At 65.9% G+C, this 14,767-nt stretch carries 10 protein-coding genes; 5 read left to right on the top strand and 5 right to left on the bottom strand.

Annotated elements, in window-relative coordinates; genetic code table 11:
- Positions 1–89 precede the first annotated feature (89 nt).
- Positions 90–695 carry a hypothetical protein gene (locus tag VGH68_RS30115; RefSeq protein WP_414696946.1) on the bottom strand — a complete coding sequence of 202 codons (606 nt, stop codon included), beginning with the start codon at positions 693–695 and terminating at the stop codon, positions 90–92.
- 170 nt (positions 696–865) lie between these two features.
- Here VGH68_RS30115 and VGH68_RS15250 point away from each other — a divergent pair, with 170 nt between their 5' ends.
- Positions 866–1,291 (top strand): OsmC family protein, encoded by a 426-nt coding sequence (locus VGH68_RS15250; protein ID WP_331604479.1) that lies wholly within the window; start codon positions 866–868, stop codon positions 1,289–1,291.
- A gap of 801 nt (positions 1,292–2,092) precedes the next feature.
- Positions 2,093–2,362 (top strand): YodC family protein, encoded by a 270-nt coding sequence (locus VGH68_RS15245; protein ID WP_331604478.1) that lies wholly within the window; start codon positions 2,093–2,095, stop codon positions 2,360–2,362.
- Between the two features lie 253 nt (positions 2,363–2,615).
- Here the strand turns inward: VGH68_RS15245 and VGH68_RS15240 are convergent, their stop codons facing one another.
- Positions 2,616–2,927 (bottom strand): superinfection immunity protein, encoded by a 312-nt coding sequence (locus VGH68_RS15240; protein WP_331604477.1) that lies wholly within the window; start codon positions 2,925–2,927, stop codon positions 2,616–2,618.
- A gap of 287 nt (positions 2,928–3,214) precedes the next feature.
- Here VGH68_RS15240 and VGH68_RS15235 point away from each other — a divergent pair, with 287 nt between their 5' ends.
- A complete protein-coding gene (locus VGH68_RS15235) occupies positions 3,215–4,690 on the top strand; it encodes a M20 family metallopeptidase (RefSeq protein WP_331604476.1) in 1,476 nt (491 codons plus the stop codon).
- 134 nt (positions 4,691–4,824) lie between these two features.
- Here VGH68_RS15235 and pdeR read toward each other — a convergent pair whose 3' ends face one another.
- Positions 4,825–6,825 (bottom strand): cyclic di-GMP phosphodiesterase, encoded by a 2,001-nt coding sequence (gene pdeR, locus VGH68_RS15230; RefSeq protein WP_331604475.1) that lies wholly within the window; start codon positions 6,823–6,825, stop codon positions 4,825–4,827.
- 197 nt (positions 6,826–7,022) lie between these two features.
- Positions 7,023–11,732, bottom strand: coding sequence for a DEAD/DEAH box helicase (locus tag VGH68_RS15225; protein ID WP_331604474.1), 4,710 nt, complete (start codon positions 11,730–11,732; stop codon positions 7,023–7,025).
- Between the two features lie 376 nt (positions 11,733–12,108).
- On the opposite strand from VGH68_RS15225, the gene VGH68_RS15220 reads away from it, so the two are divergent.
- Positions 12,109–13,170, top strand: a complete 1,062-nt coding sequence (locus VGH68_RS15220; RefSeq protein WP_331604473.1) for an aldo/keto reductase — start codon at positions 12,109–12,111, stop codon at positions 13,168–13,170.
- 107 nt (positions 13,171–13,277) lie between these two features.
- Here VGH68_RS15220 and VGH68_RS15215 read toward each other — a convergent pair whose 3' ends face one another.
- Positions 13,278–13,637, bottom strand: coding sequence for a carboxymuconolactone decarboxylase family protein (locus VGH68_RS15215; RefSeq protein WP_331604472.1), 360 nt, complete (start codon positions 13,635–13,637; stop codon positions 13,278–13,280).
- Between the two features lie 115 nt (positions 13,638–13,752).
- Here VGH68_RS15215 and VGH68_RS15210 point away from each other — a divergent pair.
- Positions 13,753–14,767 (top strand): AraC family transcriptional regulator (locus VGH68_RS15210; RefSeq protein ID WP_331604471.1); only part of this gene is annotated, 1,015 nt, incomplete at its 3' end.

Genomic DNA, 14,767 nt, shown 5'->3' with positions numbered 1-14,767 from the left:
GGGTGGTCAAGGCAGTAGACAGTGAAGTTCATTTTCGTCTCCTTACTTCGATTTCAGGTGTTTAAACCACGTTTCTTTTCTTCTGGCCATCAGGACGTTGCGGCGCGTGGTGCGACGCCATCGAAGGCATCCTGCAGAAGGGCAAGCAGAGCGTCCCGTTCGATTTCACGGGGATTCCAGTACGGATTCGAGCTGGCTATGTCGGCGGCCTTCGGCACGTCTTCCACGGACATCCCGATGTCTTTCAATGCAACGGGCGCACCGCAGCGTTTAGCGAGCTCATACACACCCAATGCCGCGTCTTTCGAACCTAGAGCGCGGGTGAACCAGCCCATCCATACAGTGACATCGACGATGCCTGCGTCGCCCAAAAGCGACTTCGCCCTTTGATACATGCCATTGGGTACCTCACGGGCCTGCGCGAGTGTCGTCGCGAGTTCATAGACAACCTGTTGGCGCGGCTCGTCAAACGAAGTCGGCAGTTCCGCCATCAGCGCCTCCACCTGGTGTGGCGCCAGCTTGCCCGCCTCCTGCCCGATAATTTCATGCTCGTAGTTTGCGCGCCGCGTCGTCGCATCTGACAACCCATGTTGTACTCGCGTATCGAACGATGGTGAATGCGGAGGCGTCGGCGCCGTGGAGGCCGTCACCGTCAGCGCGGCGTCCGAAGCTTGCGTCCTGGCAGTCACTGTCACGACGCCGGCGCCCGGAAGCGCCTATGATGAAGTCCGGTCCACGCCCGCGCCTGCATGGTCGCGCGGCATCTGCGGCCGATGCCTGAGCGCGGACACACCGGGCGGACCGCCGCGGCGGGCATCATCTTCGGTCGCGCAGCACGCACGGCGGGCACCCACAGGAGAGAACGATGAAGCGCAACGCATCGGCAGTCTGGCAAGGCGACCTGCAACACGGCAAAGGCTCGATTTCCACCGACAGCGGCGTCCTGAAGGACACCCAGTATTCGTTTTCGACGCGCTTCGCGGACGGCATCGGCACGAATCCGGAAGAGTTGATCGCCGCCGCGCACGCGGGATGTTTCTCGATGGCGCTATCGGCGGAACTCGGCAAGGCCGGCATCACGCCCGAGCGGATCGGTACCACGTCCACCGTTACGCTCGACAAGGACGGCGGCGGCTTTACGATCACCGCGGTGCATCTCGACGTGGCCGTCAGGATTCCTGGTGGCGACAAGGCTGCATTCGACAAGGCCACCGCGGACGCAAAGGCCGGTTGTCCGGTGTCGAAGGTGCTAAACGCGACGATCACGATGGACGCGAAGCTCGAAACCTGAGTTCGCGGGCTGCGTACATTGCGCGGCGAACACGCGACAGGAGCCGGCGATGGGGCAGCCGCCGCTGGCTTCTCGCACGGGTTCCGCTGCCGGGGCCGCCGGTCGTGCTACGCGATCTCGCTTCGCGCCCGGTGCGGGGCTTCGTTGCTGTTCAGGGCGACCAGCAGCTTCGTCGGGAGCGGGCGCTGTCTGGCGATCGGTCTGCGCTCAACCTCGCTGTTAATGCGTTGCTGATTGGTGATTGGTGTTACTCGCCTGCGCATGCTGCAAGTGCGCCATCGGCAATTGGTGCTGCGCCGGGCAAACCCGAGTACAGGCCGTTGCAATTGCGGCTTCGGTAAATCGTTTTCATTGCCCGAGATTTGCCCGCAACCACACGTCGGAACCAAAAACTGAATATTAGCGATCCGTTATTTACCGGCGACGCGGGCGTTCACAGGTAAACTTGATTTGTATCAAAGCTGAAACACTTCTGCGGCATCGCGTCACAATTTTTTAATCTGACGAAAACGGCACGCATTTTCTACCGGCGCGCAAAGCCCCGTCCAGTAACACTTGCGTATGTGCGGTAACGCACAGTTTCAAGCCGCGCAGCGTAATTGCGGGATTCTCCTGGTTGGCTTGGGAGCACCCGCCCTTCAATGGATATTCGGCGAGCGCTGAAAAAGGGAACCAATAAAAAGCGCTTGCCGCTTTTAAATTCAATTGTTAATCTCTGTCCACTTTTAGAGTGTTCATTCAGAGGTCGATGTCGATAAGCCCGGCGCAATGACTTAATAACGCTCAACATAGGGGACCAATATGCTGACCGCTACCATTGACGCATTTCAGACACCATCCGCCGCCTTCACCGTCGGCGACGTCGTTAAGTTGAAAGAAGGGGGACCGCGCATGACCGTCACCTACGCGGGTCCGGTCGCACTCAATCCCGGTCACTGGCTGATCTGCGAGTGGTTCGACGAACACGGCGAGCTGCGTCGGGAAATGTTTGCGCCGCAGAACGTGCGCACCGAACCTCGCTCGATTCCCGCCGGCTCCGTGCAGTGGAATCGCATCGAACGCGCCGCGTGAGCGCGCTCTATGCCAGTACGCGTTCGACGGATGGCGTGCGCGAATCGCGTTCTGATTCATACGTCCTGACAGGCGGCTGAGCCGGCCGGAAACGCGGTCTGATTACCGCTACGTCAACGTTGCGCTACATCGTTTACGCGTTCGAAATTTTCCGCCCGCCTGAATTTGCACCGCGCGTGCACCGAACTTGCGCCGTGCGGTGTACAAGCCGTCACACCCGCTTGAACCGCCGCTCGTCCCCATTCGAACCGGATTAACGCTTCTGGCGATTGCGCTCGGTCGCGCGTCGCTGCACGCGCTGCATCAGCGCGGACGAAAACGCGCGCAGGCTGACTGCTTTGCGCGTCCGCATCACGTCGCCCGCGAAGTTTTCCGGCGGATTCGGCTGCAGCGCCCAGTAAAGAGCGAGCAGCCAGCCGAGCACGGTCCAGCCGAGACAGGCATTGAAGAGCGCGAGCGTCAGCACATCGTGGCGCCTGCGGCGATCCGCGAGAATCGCCGGCAGGAAATACAGCGCCAATGCGAACACCGCGGTGATGGCCTGAACGGCCGCGTTGCTACCCATGACCACTCCCGAACAGCGACGTATCCGCCGATTTAGCGGCGATTGTCGCGCGAATGAAAGCTTCGCGCGAGCTTCGGCGAGCCGGTCGCGCGTTGGATCATGCGGTAGGCGCGCGGCTCGCGTCACGCGCGCGATGGCGTCGAAACGAACGATTGATTGTCGGCCCGACCTCGCGCGTAACGTGGCAGAAGGGCTCAGCCTTGGCGGTTCGGACCCGGGGCTTCAGCCCGGCGTGCATCGGGACTATCATGATCGTTTCCCAGAACCGAACCGCCACGGACCCCATCATGAGCACCGACGACACGACCCTGCAGGCTCAACGCCTGAACCCGGACACGCTGCGCGAATTCGTCGAGCGCAAATGGAACGACGAGATCGTGCCCGCGCTGACCGACTACATCGCGGTTCCGGCCAAGAGCCCCGCGTTCGATCCGGATTGGGCACGGCACGGCTATCTGGAGCGCGTGATCACCGACGCCGCGCAATGGGCCGAGCAGCAGCCGGTGCGCGGCCTGAAGCTCGAAGTGATCCGTCTGCCGGGCCGCACGCCGGTGATCTTCTTCGAAACCGCCGCGACGCGTTCGGGCAGCGACGAAACCATCGTGCTGTATGGCCACCTCGACAAGCAGCCCGAGTTCGATGGCTGGCGCAACGATCTTGGCCCGTGGACGCCAAAGTTCGAGAACGGCAAGCTGTATGGCCGCGGCGGCGCGGACGACGGCTACGCGATCTATGCGAGCCTCACGGCGCTCGCCGCGCTGGACGCGCAAGGCGTCGAGCGGCCGCGCTGCGTCGGTTTGATCGAAACCTGCGAGGAGTCGGGTAGCTACGATCTGCTGCCTTACGTCGACGCGCTGCGCGAGCGGCTCGGCAAGGTCGGGCTGGTCGTGTGTCTCGATTCGGGCGCGGGCAATTACGATCAGTTGTGGCTCACCACGTCGCTGCGCGGCCTGGTGGCCGGCGACCTCGAAGTGCAGGTACTCGACGAAGGCATCCATTCGGGTGTCTACGGCGGCATTGTGCCGTCGAGCTTCCGCATCATGCGGCAACTGTTCGACCGTCTCGAAGATTCGGCGAACGGCACGCTGCTTCCCAAGGGCTTCCATTGCCCGGTGCCGGCCGACCGGCTGCGCGAAGCGGAAGTCGCCGCGCAGATTCTCGGCGACGACGTTTGGAAGAAAATGCCATGGTCGTGCGGTCAGGACGGCCGTCAGGTGCTGCCCACCACCAGCGACCCGCGCGAGGCGCTGATCAATTCGACGTGGCGTCCGTCGCTGTCGGTGACGGGCGCGGCCGGCTTGCCCGCGCTCGCCGACGCCGGCAACGTGCTGCGTCCGCGCACCGCATTCAAGCTGTCGCTGCGTCTGCCTCCGACGATCGAAGCGGAGAAGGCCGTCGCCGAACTGAAAGCGCTGCTCGAATTCGATCCGCCGTACAACGCGAAGGTGACGTTCAAGCCGGACGCCGGGGCGGCAAGCGGCTGGAACGCACCCGAAGTCGCACCGTGGCTGGCGAGCGCGCTCAGCGATGCATCGCGCCAGCACTTTGGCGCCGACGCCGCTTACATGGGCCTGGGCGGCACGATCCCGTTGATGAATGTACTGAAGGCGGGCTTCCCGAAGTCGCAGTTCATGGTGTGCGGCGTGCTCGGGCCGAAGTCGAACGCGCACGGGCCGAATGAATTCCTGCACGTGCCGTATGGCAAGAAGTTGACGGCAGCGGTTGCCGAGGTGATCGCAAAGGCGCCCTACGTTCTGGCTTAGCGGGGCTCGGGCGTCGGCCGGGCGCCCGGTTGAGCGTCGCGGTTTGATTCTCTTTCTGTTTGCCGGTCTTGCCGGTCTTGCCGCTCGCGCCGACGGCCGGCAAGCGCATCGCGCGAAGCCCGGCGATCAGGCGATCAGGCGATCAGCCTGAGTCTGCGTCTGTCGAGCAGCCAGCGCTCGAAGTCGGCGGCGGGCATCGGTCTGCCGTACAGGAAGCCCTGCACGTAATCGACGCCGAGCCCCTTCATGAACGCTTCCTCCGCCTCCGTTTCGATGCCTTCGGCGACCACCTGGAAATCCAGTTCCTGCGCCACCGCGACCATCGAGCGCACCAGCGCCTGCGCCTTCATATCTGCGTGAATCGAGCGCACGAAGCTTCGGTCGAGCTTGATTACGTCGAGCGGAATACGGCCGAGCTGCGACAGCGACGAGTAACCGGTGCCGAAATCGTCCAGGTGAACCTGCGCACCGATCCGCCGAAACTGCTTGATCAGTTCGATCGCGGCCGCTTCGTTTTCGATCAGGCAGCTTTCGGTCAGTTCGAGGTCGAGCAGGCACGGATCGAGATTCGCACGCTGCAGCGCCTCGCTGAAATGCCGGACCACCGCGGTGTCGGTGAGTTGCCGCGCCGACAGGTTGATCGCGATGCGCAGATCGTAGCCGGCGGCTTTCCAGCGGGCCGCCTGTTTCGCCGCCGTTTCCATCACCCAGCGGCCGAGCACGCCGATCAGCCCCGATTCCTCCGCATAACGGATGAACTCGACCGGCATGATCTGGCCGCGTTCCGGTGAATTCCAGCGCACCAGCGCTTCGGCGCCTTGCACCGCGCCGGTGTCGAGCGCGAGCTTCGGCTGGTAGTGCAGCGCGAACTGGCCTTCCTCCAGCCCGCGCCGCAGATTCGTATCGAGCCACATGAATTCGGCGACGCGCCGGTTCATGTCCGGCGAAAACACCCGGTGGGTGCGTTTGCCTTCGTCCTTCGCGACGTACATCGCGGTATCGGCCGAACGGATCAGCGATTCGAGGCTGTCGCCGTGTTCCGGGAAGCGCGCGATGCCGATCGAACAGCCGGTATAGACCTCGACGAGCCCGACCGCGAACGGCTTGCGCATGCGGTTGAGAATGCGCTGCGCGGTGTCTTCGAGTCCATGCGCGGTGCCTCTGGCCGCCAGCACGATGAACTCGTCGCCGCCGAGCCGCGCGAGCGAGTCGTCAGGGTTCAGGCACGCGCGGATCGCATCCGACACGTCGCAGATCAGCCGGTCGCCGAACACATGGCCGTAGTGGTCGTTGACCTTCTTGAAGTTGTCGAGATCGAGAAACAGCACGCCGACGTTTTCGCCGATGGCGGCGCGCTCGATGGCGAGCCGGATCTTGTCCTGGATCGCATTGCGATTCGCGAGACCGGTGAGCGGGTCGGTGGTGGCCTGCTCGATCAGCCGGTTCTGAGCGAACCGCTGTTCGGTGATGTCGGTGCCGGAGCAGATCAGGAACTGCTCTTCGATACCGTTGCCGCTGCGCACGTACTTGTTGCGAAACAGAAAGAGCCGTTCGCCGTGCACCGTCGCGATGCGCCGTTCGATCTCGTACGATTCACCGCGATTGAGATAGCTCGCGCGCGCCTGGTTCGACGCGGCATCGTCGTCGGACGGGATAAAAAGCGTCGACACGTCGCGGCCGATGACGTCTTCTTCGTTGACGCCGGTCAGCTCTTGCGCGAGCCGGTTAAAGCGCTGTATCCGGCCATGGCGGTCGACGATCACGACGACCGAATTCACTTCGGAGACCACCTGTTCGGCAAACGCAAGACCGTGCAGCAGCGCGCGCGCCACGGACTCCGTGTCGTTATCGGCCGACGCGGTGCCGCCCCAGCTATCGCTATCGAGCTTCTTGCCGACCAGATGCAGACGCAGTGGCCGGCCAGCCAGTTGCACGCCGACGACAACATGCGAAGTCACGCCGCTCAGGCCGCGGATCAGCGCGGCTTGGGGCGGGTCGAGTGGGAGAGCGAGGCTGGCGGGCGTCTCGCCGTTGAGCGGCAGGAGTTCCAGCGCGTCGGTGCCCGCCGACAGACGCCAGCTGGGGCTGCTCGTGCCGAACTGCGCGTGAAGCACGTCGTGTTGCTCGTCGCTCATGAAGTCCCCGGGCAGTGTGCCGGCAATCCGTGTCAAGGCGGGTGGCGGCAGACAGTCTTCCTCATACCAAAGTAAATCTGCCTCATTGTATCGAAGCATAGCGACTCGGGCGCATAAACATTAATGATCGTGAATAGCCGGTGCGCCGCGCCGCGCGCGCTTGTCTTCGGGCCAGAAACGGCGCGTCGGCGAAGCCGTTAGAATCGCCGCGCGAGCAGCGCGCGCGCCCGTTCGCGTTCGGCCGGATCGGCGTCGAGCGCCGCGTCGAACCAGAACTTGCCGGCCACCAGCGTCGCCGCGGCCACGCCGTCGCGGTACAGCACGCGATTGCCCGCGACGGCGGGCACACGTTCGCCGACCAGCAGCGTGCCGACCAGATTCAGCGGATCGGTCCCGGCCACGCAGATAAAAGCACCCTCGTTCGGGTGGCGTCGCACGCCGCGCAGCAGCGGAATCGCTTCGGGCAACGCGAAGTGCTCGCCCGCGAGCCCATTGATAAAGCGGCCGCCGCGGATCACGCCGCGCGCTTCGAGCCGTTGCAGAACCCGCAGCAGATCGCGCCATGGCGGCAGCCATTCCGCCTCGCGTTCGAGCAGGCGCCAGAACACGACGCCGTAGCGGCGCAGCAACGTCATCGCGACGTGTTCGAGCACTTCGGGCGGCAACTGACGGCGGCGCTCGAGTGCTTTTTCCGGGGCATTTTCGAGCGCGCCAGCGGCGGGGCGGCTGACCAGCGCCCAGCGCCCCGCGTCGTCCATGCCGCCGATAAGCGCGCTCGATCGCGCGCGCCGGCTGCTCGAAAACGTGTTGCGTTTGGCGACGGGTTTCAGCAGCGCGCGCAGGCCCGCGAAGCTGTCGGAGTTCGCCAGTCCCGCCGCAACCAGCTCGCCGAGCGCGTTTTCGAGTTCGATGCGCAGTACGCGCACTTCGGCGAGCAACTCGTCGAAGAACATCGCGCCGTGCGTGGCCAACGTGTCGTACACGCTTTGCGCGAGCGCCGACAATTCCCCTTGCTGTGCGGGCTCCAGCAGCGCGCGCCATGATCGCAACTGCGCGCGCGGCAGCAGCACGATCGGCGTACTGCGCACCGGTCCTGCGGCGCCGCGTGCCCGCTCGGTCAAACGGGTCCAGACGATCTTGCCGGCGCGGCATAGTTCGTCGAGCGAACCGTTCGAGTACGCGCGCACGCGCGCCGGCAGGATGTCTTCCTCCCACGCGCCGGCCGCGGCCTGGAATCCCTCCAACTGATCGAGCGCGGCGGCCAGCGCATCGCGCCCTTCGGCACGCGTGTCAGGCGTCAGATGCTGCCATTCGAACAGGAAGCGCATGAAGTCGTGCCGCTCGACGGGCTCGATTTCGCGCCTCAGACGCTTGACCGTATAGCGGTGGATGCGCGCGAGCAGGTGCCGTTCGCACCATTGCTCGTCGGCCGTTTGCGGGGTGAAGCGGCCGCGCAACAGGTAGCCTTCGGCTTCGAGCCGGATCAGCGCCTGTTCCACCAGGCCGCCCGGCAGACCGAGCGGTTGCGCGATCGCGTCGACCGTCTGGGGGCCAAAGCCGGTCAGACGCGCGCGCAGGACGTCGACGAGCGCGTCGTCTGCGCTCCAGCTGTCGGTGTAGCCCTTCGGCGCGTTCAGCGGCGGCGCGTAGCTCGCGCGCGGGATCGCGGGGTAGAGCGCTTCGAAGCAGGTGAGCCGTTCGGCGGGCAGCCATAGCGCGGCATCGGCATGGGTCGCGTTGGCGCTCTCGCTTGCGGCGAGCGGCAGACGCGTCGCGCGTCCCGCTTGGGCGAGCGCCGCGAGCAATGCCGGCCAGCCTTCGTGCGCGTTCGCTTCCGCCTGCGCGATGCACGCGAGGCCCGTCAGTGCCTCGTGCATTTCGTCGGCATTGCGTGCCTGCGGCCACGCTTCGTCGCGCACGCTGTCGATCGCGGCGGCGTCGAGCGCGCCGAGATCGTCGGTGCTCGACGGATCGGTCCAGCGACGGTTCAGCACCGCCTGGGTGCGGCGCTCCTCGATCGGCGCATCGTCGAGATACGCATAAGGCTTCGCGTTCAGGATTTCGGCGGCGAGCGGCGAGGGCGCCGGCAGGTCGCGCGCGACCAGTTGCACGCCGCCCTGCTCGATCCGGCGCAGCAGCGCGAGCCAGCCAACGCTATCCATCGCGTCGTGCAGGCAGTCGTCGATGGTCTGGTCGACCAGCGGATGACGCGGCACTTCGCGCTCGCCGACGACGTTTTCCAGACACGCGGCCTGCTCCGGAAAGACGCTCGCGAGCAGATCCTCGCTGCGCATGCGTTGCAGCTGCGGCGCGGTCTTGCGCCCGCCGGTGTAGCGCGGCAGGCCGAGCGAGGTGGTCGCGTTCCAGCGCCAGCGCACGCCAAAGAGCGGCGCGTCGAGCAGCGCCTGAATCAGCAACTGTTCGGCGCTGTTCGAATGCAGATAGCGCCATACGTCATCGAGCACGAACGAGTGGCTGCCGGTCAGCGACAGCACGATCGCGTCTTCGGTGGCTGCCGCCTGCAACTCGTAATTGAAGCTGCGGCAGAAGCGTTTGCGCAGTGCGAGCCCCCATGCGCGGTTCACGCGGCTGCCGAACGGCGAATGGATCACGAGTTGGGTGCCGCCCGATTCGTCGAAGAAACGCTCGATGACCAGCGTGTTCTTCGTCGGCAGCACGCCGAGCGCCGCGCGGGCGCGCGCCAGGTATTCGACGATCTGGCGCGCGGCCGCTTCTTCCAGCGACAGGTGCTCGCCCAGCCACGCGATCGCGTGGTCGATCTGCGGCGGCGACGCGTCGGCAGCTTGCACGGTCTGATCCGGCAACATCGTTGCGGCGCCTGCCGCGGCGTCTTGCGTCTCGGCGGCTTGGGCGACGATTCGGGCCGCTGCGCTGGCCTGCCGTCTTTTCGTCCGGGCCGCCGGTGCCGCCTGAGCCGCCGCGCCGTCCGGCGCTGGCTCAGCGCCCGCCGCCGCCGCTGCCGGCGCGGGCGCCGCAGGCTCGCGCTCGGCCAACAGCCGCTCGATCTGCTCGCGCAGTCGCGCGACCGCGAACGATAGTTCGTCGCTGCGCCCCGGCGCCTCGCCGAGCCAGAACGGAATGTTCGGCGGCTGGCCCTGCGCATCCTCGACGCGCACCCGGCCGCTCTCGATCCGCAGAATCCGGTACGACGCATTGCCGAGCTGAAACACGTCGCCGGCCAGGCTTTCGACCGCGAAGTCCTCGTTGACGGTGCCGATATTGAGCGCCTGCGGTTCGAGCACGACGGTGTAATCGGCGTTCTCGGGAATCGTGCCGCCAGAGGTGACGGCGACCAGCTTGCCGCCGCGCCGGCCGCGCAGCGTGCCGCTCACCGCGTCGCGATGCACGTACGCCGCGCGTGGCCCGTGGCGGCTCGTATAGCCTTCGGCGAGCATGCGCAGCACCGCGTCGTACTGCTCGCGTTCGAGCGCGGCATAGGGCGCGGCGCGTCGCACCATCTCGAACAGCGCATCCTCGCTCCATTCGGCGCTCGACACTTCCGCGACGATCTGTTGCGCAAGCACGTCGAGCGGCGCGCGCGGAATTCGCAGCGCGTCGAGCTCGCCGCGCCGCACGCAATCGAGCAGCGCCGCGCATTCGAGCAGATCGTCGCGCGAAGCCGGAAAGAGCCTGCCCTTCGGCATGCCGCCGACCTGGTGACCCGAGCGTCCGACCCGTTGCAGAAACGGCGCGATCGCGCGCGGCGAACCCATCTGGCAGACCAGATCGACGTCGCCGATATCGATGCCGAGCTCCAGCGACGCGGTGGCGATCAGCACGCGCAGCTCGCCGCGCTTGAGCCGCTGTTCGGCTTCGAAGCGATGCTCCTTGGCCAGGCTGCCATGGTGCGCGGCGACCGCATCCTTGCCGAGCCGCTCGGTCAGGTGACGCGCGGCGCGCTCGGCCATCCGGCGCGTGTTGACGAACACCAGCGTGGTGCGATGCTGCGCGACCAGCTCCGCGAGGCGGTCGTAGACACGCTCCCACACCTCGTTGGCCATCACCGCTTCGAGCGGCACGGGCGGGATTTCGAGCGCGAGATCGCGCGCGCGGACATGGCCGACGTCGATGATCGCGCAGTCGGCCGGCGTCGCGTCGTCGATGCTCGCGCCGCCGACCAGAAACCGCGCGACCGCGCTCACCGGCTTTTGCGTCGCCGACAAGCCGATGCGGGGCAAGCGCCGGCCGCACAACGCATCGAGCCGTTCGAGGCTGAGCGCGAGATGGCTGCCGCGCTTGCTGCCGGCGAGCGCGTGAATCTCATCGACGATAACCGTGCGCACCGTCGCCAGCATGCGGCGCCCAGAATCGGAGCCGAGCAGCACATACAGCGATTCGGGGGTGGTCACGAGAATATGCGGCGCGCGCTTTTTCAGCGCGTTGCGTTCCTGCGGCGTGGTATCGCCGGTGCGCACCGCGGTCCGGATCTCGAGCGGCGGCAGCCCAAGCGCGGCGAGTTCGGCGGCGATGCCTTGCAGCGGCATCTGCAGATTCAGGCGGATATCGTTCGACAGTGCCTTGAGCGGCGACACGTAGACCACCAGCGTTTCGTCCGGCAGCGTGCCGCCGTTCGCGACCCCTTGTGAGACCAGATCGTCGAGCGCGGAGAGAAACGCAGTGAGCGTCTTGCCGGAGCCGGTCGGCGCGGCGACCAGCGTCGAGCGCCCGCTGCGGATTGGCGGCCATGCGGCGGTCTGTGCGTCGGTCGGCGCGGCGAAGGTTTTCAGAAACCAGCCCGCGACCGCCGGGTGGAAGCCGTCCAGCGCGCGCTGCGCGGATCCGGATCGCGCGCCCGGCGCGGCGGCTTGCGCGGCGCTCGCCGTCGCGCGGGCCTTGCGGGAACGAGGCGCCGCGTCGAGTGCGGCGGTAGTCTTGGCCGAAGTCATGCTCGTGTAGTTGGGGGCGACGCGTGTGGATATCCAGTAGTCGCGCGATGGCGCCTGGGTAATGGCTACCTGTTGTGATGCCGCCTGGTCGAGCTCGCGCGCGCTAATGCTGAGTCTGGCAGGTTTTTGCCGCGTTTGCGCGCTGTGTTGGGCCGTGCGTTCCCGCTCGAACCGGTAGTTTGAGGCGCGCTTTGCACAGTCGTCTCGTGTACCGGCAATGCTTGCCGCGCCGGCAGCCACTGCCGCCAAAGCGCGTAAGCTGCCTGAAATACGCGCAGGTGGATGGACTACTCCGACGCTGTTGCGCTCGCTGCCGGACGCCACCAATTGCAGTACGCTTGACGCTTCTACGTTTACTCACGATGGAGCATCAGCGATGCGATACAACCAGTTGGGCCGTACCGGTGTGTTTGTGTCAGAACTATGTCTGGGCACGATGACCTTCGGCGGTGGCGAGGGCATCTGGCGGCAGATCGGCGATTTGCAGCAGAACGACGCGGAGCGCCTGGTCGGCCGGGCGCTCGATGCGGGCATCAACTTCATCGACACGGCCGACGTCTACGCGGGCGGCCTGTCCGAGGAGATCACCGGCCAGGCGCTGAAGAACCTGAAGGTGCCGCGCGACAAGGTGGTGATCGCGACCAAGGTGTTCGGCGAGACCGGCGAGTTCGCGAATGCGCGCGGTGCGTCGCGCTATCACATTCTCGATGGCATCAAGGCGAGCCTGAAGCGGCTGCAACTCGACCACGTCGACCTCTATCAGATCCACGGCTTCGATCCGGCCACGCCGATCGAGGAAACCGTGCGCGCTCTCGATACGCTCGTGCAGCACGGCCATGTGCGCTACGTCGGCGTGTCGAACTGGGCCGCGTGGCAGATTGCGAAGGCGCTCGGCATCGCCGAACGCCTCGGCGCCGCACGCTTCGAAACGCTGCAGGCGTATTACACGCTCGCGGGCCGCGACCTCGAACGCGAACTCGCGCCGATGCTGCAAAGCGAGGGGCTCGGGCTGATGGTGTGGAGTCCGCTCGCCGGTGGTTTGCTGAGCGGCAAATATGGCCGCGAACAGCAGGCCGAGGCAGGCAGCCGCCGGGTCAGCTTCGATTTTCCGCCGGTCAATCGCGAGCGCGCGTATGACTGCATCGACGTGATGCGCGAGATCGCCGCGGCGAAAAACGTGTCGGTCGCGCAGATCGCGCTCGCGTGGCTGCTGCATCAACCCGTGGTGACGACGGTGATCGTCGGCGCGAAAAAGGTCGAGCAACTCGACGACAACATCGCGGCGACGTCCGTGACGCTCAACGCGGACGAGCTTGCGAAGCTGGCCCAAGTCAGCGCGCTGCCGTCCGAGTATCCGGGCTGGATGTTCGAGCGTCAGGGCGAGCAACGCCGCCAGCAGCTCGATCAGATGCGCCACCGCACGCAGTCGCCGCGTTAATCGCCGAGCGCTGGTTTTTCACAGCGCAATGCAGGCCGCGCGCTCACGAGAGCGGCCTGCAGCTACCGCGTTCCAGCAACTGTTTTGCGCCTGTTCGTCGGGCTTGTTCAAGTCCCTTGTCTGCTGGCCGCTTCGCTATGCGCGGCCACCGCATCCATCGTGCGGGCCGAGTAGACGAGCGTCGCGCCCGCGTTGATCGCCATCGCGACGCCGAGTGCTTCGGCGATTTCCTCACGCGTCGCGCCGTGTTTCAGCGCCTCGGCCGTATGCACGGTAATACAGCCGTCACAACGCAGGCTGACCGCAACCGCAAGCGCAATCAGTTCGCGGGTCTTCGCGCCCAGCAGATCGCTCTTCTGACCGGCGCTCGACATCGCCTGATAAGCCTTCACGCTTTCCGGCGCGAGCTTCGATATTTCGCCGATACGGCCAAACAGTTCCTTGCGGTACTCGATCCAGTTCAACATGGCAGTGCTCCTTGCTGTTGCGCGTCGGCGGGGGCCGGCGTCGAGAGGAGCAGTATTGCGCGCTGTCCCGATATCCTGAATACTCGATCGACTCAACTTCTAGCGCGCACGTCTCATGGACACGCTCAGCCGATTGCTCGACCTTGCCCGTCCGCAAGCCAGCCTCGATCTGCGTTGCCAGCTTTCAGGCGCGTTCGATATCGATCATGCGCCGATGGAGGCGGGCATCGCGCCATTTCACCTCGTGCTCGACGGCGTGTGCGTAATCGAGACCGCCGGCGGCGCACAACGGGAATTGCAGGCCGGCGATTTCCTGCTGTTTCCGCGCGGCGCCGCCCATCGGGTGCGTGACGCGAAACGCTCGGCGGGCGGCATGCCAGTGACAACGGGGCACGACGGCATGCTGCCGGTGCGGCGCAACAACGGGCCCGGCTTCGACGGCGAACCGTCGAGTCACGCCAGCGCCATCGCGCAACGCGAGTTGGCACGCGAATCCGGCGGCGCGTCGGCCGATCGTCATGCCGACGTCGACCTGCTGTGCGGCCGCTTCGTCTACGCGCCTGGCTCGTCGGCACTGTTGTTGAAAGCGCTGCCCGACCCGTTGCACGTATCGCTCGGCGGCGCGCAAACGCTTGGCGCGCTGCAAACACTGATCGCGCTGATGCGCGGCGAAGCGCAGCGGCGTCAGGCGGGCGCGTTGGCGATCGTCACAGCGTTGAGCCAGGCGTTGTTCGCGATGGCGCTGCGCGTGCACGGCGAGGACAGCGCGAACGGCGCCGGCGTGCTCGCGCTGCTGACCGACGCGCGCCTAGGCGCGTCGGTGCAGGCGATGCTCGACGCACCGGAGCGCGCATGGACGATCGCCGAACTCGGCGAGCGCGCGGCGATGTCGCGCGCGACCTACGCGCGCCATTTCAATGAGCAAGCGGGCGTGACCGTGATGGACTTTCTAACGCAGGTCCGCATGACGATCGCCTGCGACCTGCTGTTGCGGACGCGACGCAGTGCGGCCGAGATCGGTGAGACGGTCGGGTATCAATCCGAGGCGGCATTCGGCAAGGCGTTTGCCCAAAGCGTGGGTATGACGCCGGGGCGCTACCGGCGCCGCGCGCAAACGGATGAGGCGGGTG

The sequence above is a fragment of the Paraburkholderia sp. genome (assembly GCF_036488505.1).
GTDB lineage: Bacteria > Pseudomonadota > Gammaproteobacteria > Burkholderiales > Burkholderiaceae > Paraburkholderia.
Note: the sequence above shows the minus strand (reverse complement) of the source record. Positions and strands in the feature narration are given on the sequence as shown.

Coding starts and splice junctions, on each gene's coding strand:
- VGH68_RS15235 (WP_331604476.1), top strand. CDS start 3,215: ATGAGCACCGACGACACGACCCTGCAGGCTCAACGCCTGAACCCGGAC.
- VGH68_RS15240 (WP_331604477.1), bottom strand. CDS start 2,927: ATGGGTAGCAACGCGGCCGTTCAGGCCATCACCGCGGTGTTCGCATTG.
- VGH68_RS15215 (WP_331604472.1), bottom strand. CDS start 13,637: ATGTTGAACTGGATCGAGTACCGCAAGGAACTGTTTGGCCGTATCGGC.
- VGH68_RS15245 (WP_331604478.1), top strand. CDS start 2,093: ATGCTGACCGCTACCATTGACGCATTTCAGACACCATCCGCCGCCTTC.
- pdeR (WP_331604475.1), bottom strand. CDS start 6,825: ATGAGCGACGAGCAACACGACGTGCTTCACGCGCAGTTCGGCACGAGC.
- VGH68_RS15250 (WP_331604479.1), top strand. CDS start 866: ATGAAGCGCAACGCATCGGCAGTCTGGCAAGGCGACCTGCAACACGGC.
- VGH68_RS15225 (WP_331604474.1), bottom strand. CDS start 11,732: ATGACTTCGGCCAAGACTACCGCCGCACTCGACGCGGCGCCTCGTTCC.
- VGH68_RS15220 (WP_331604473.1), top strand. CDS start 12,109: ATGCGATACAACCAGTTGGGCCGTACCGGTGTGTTTGTGTCAGAACTA.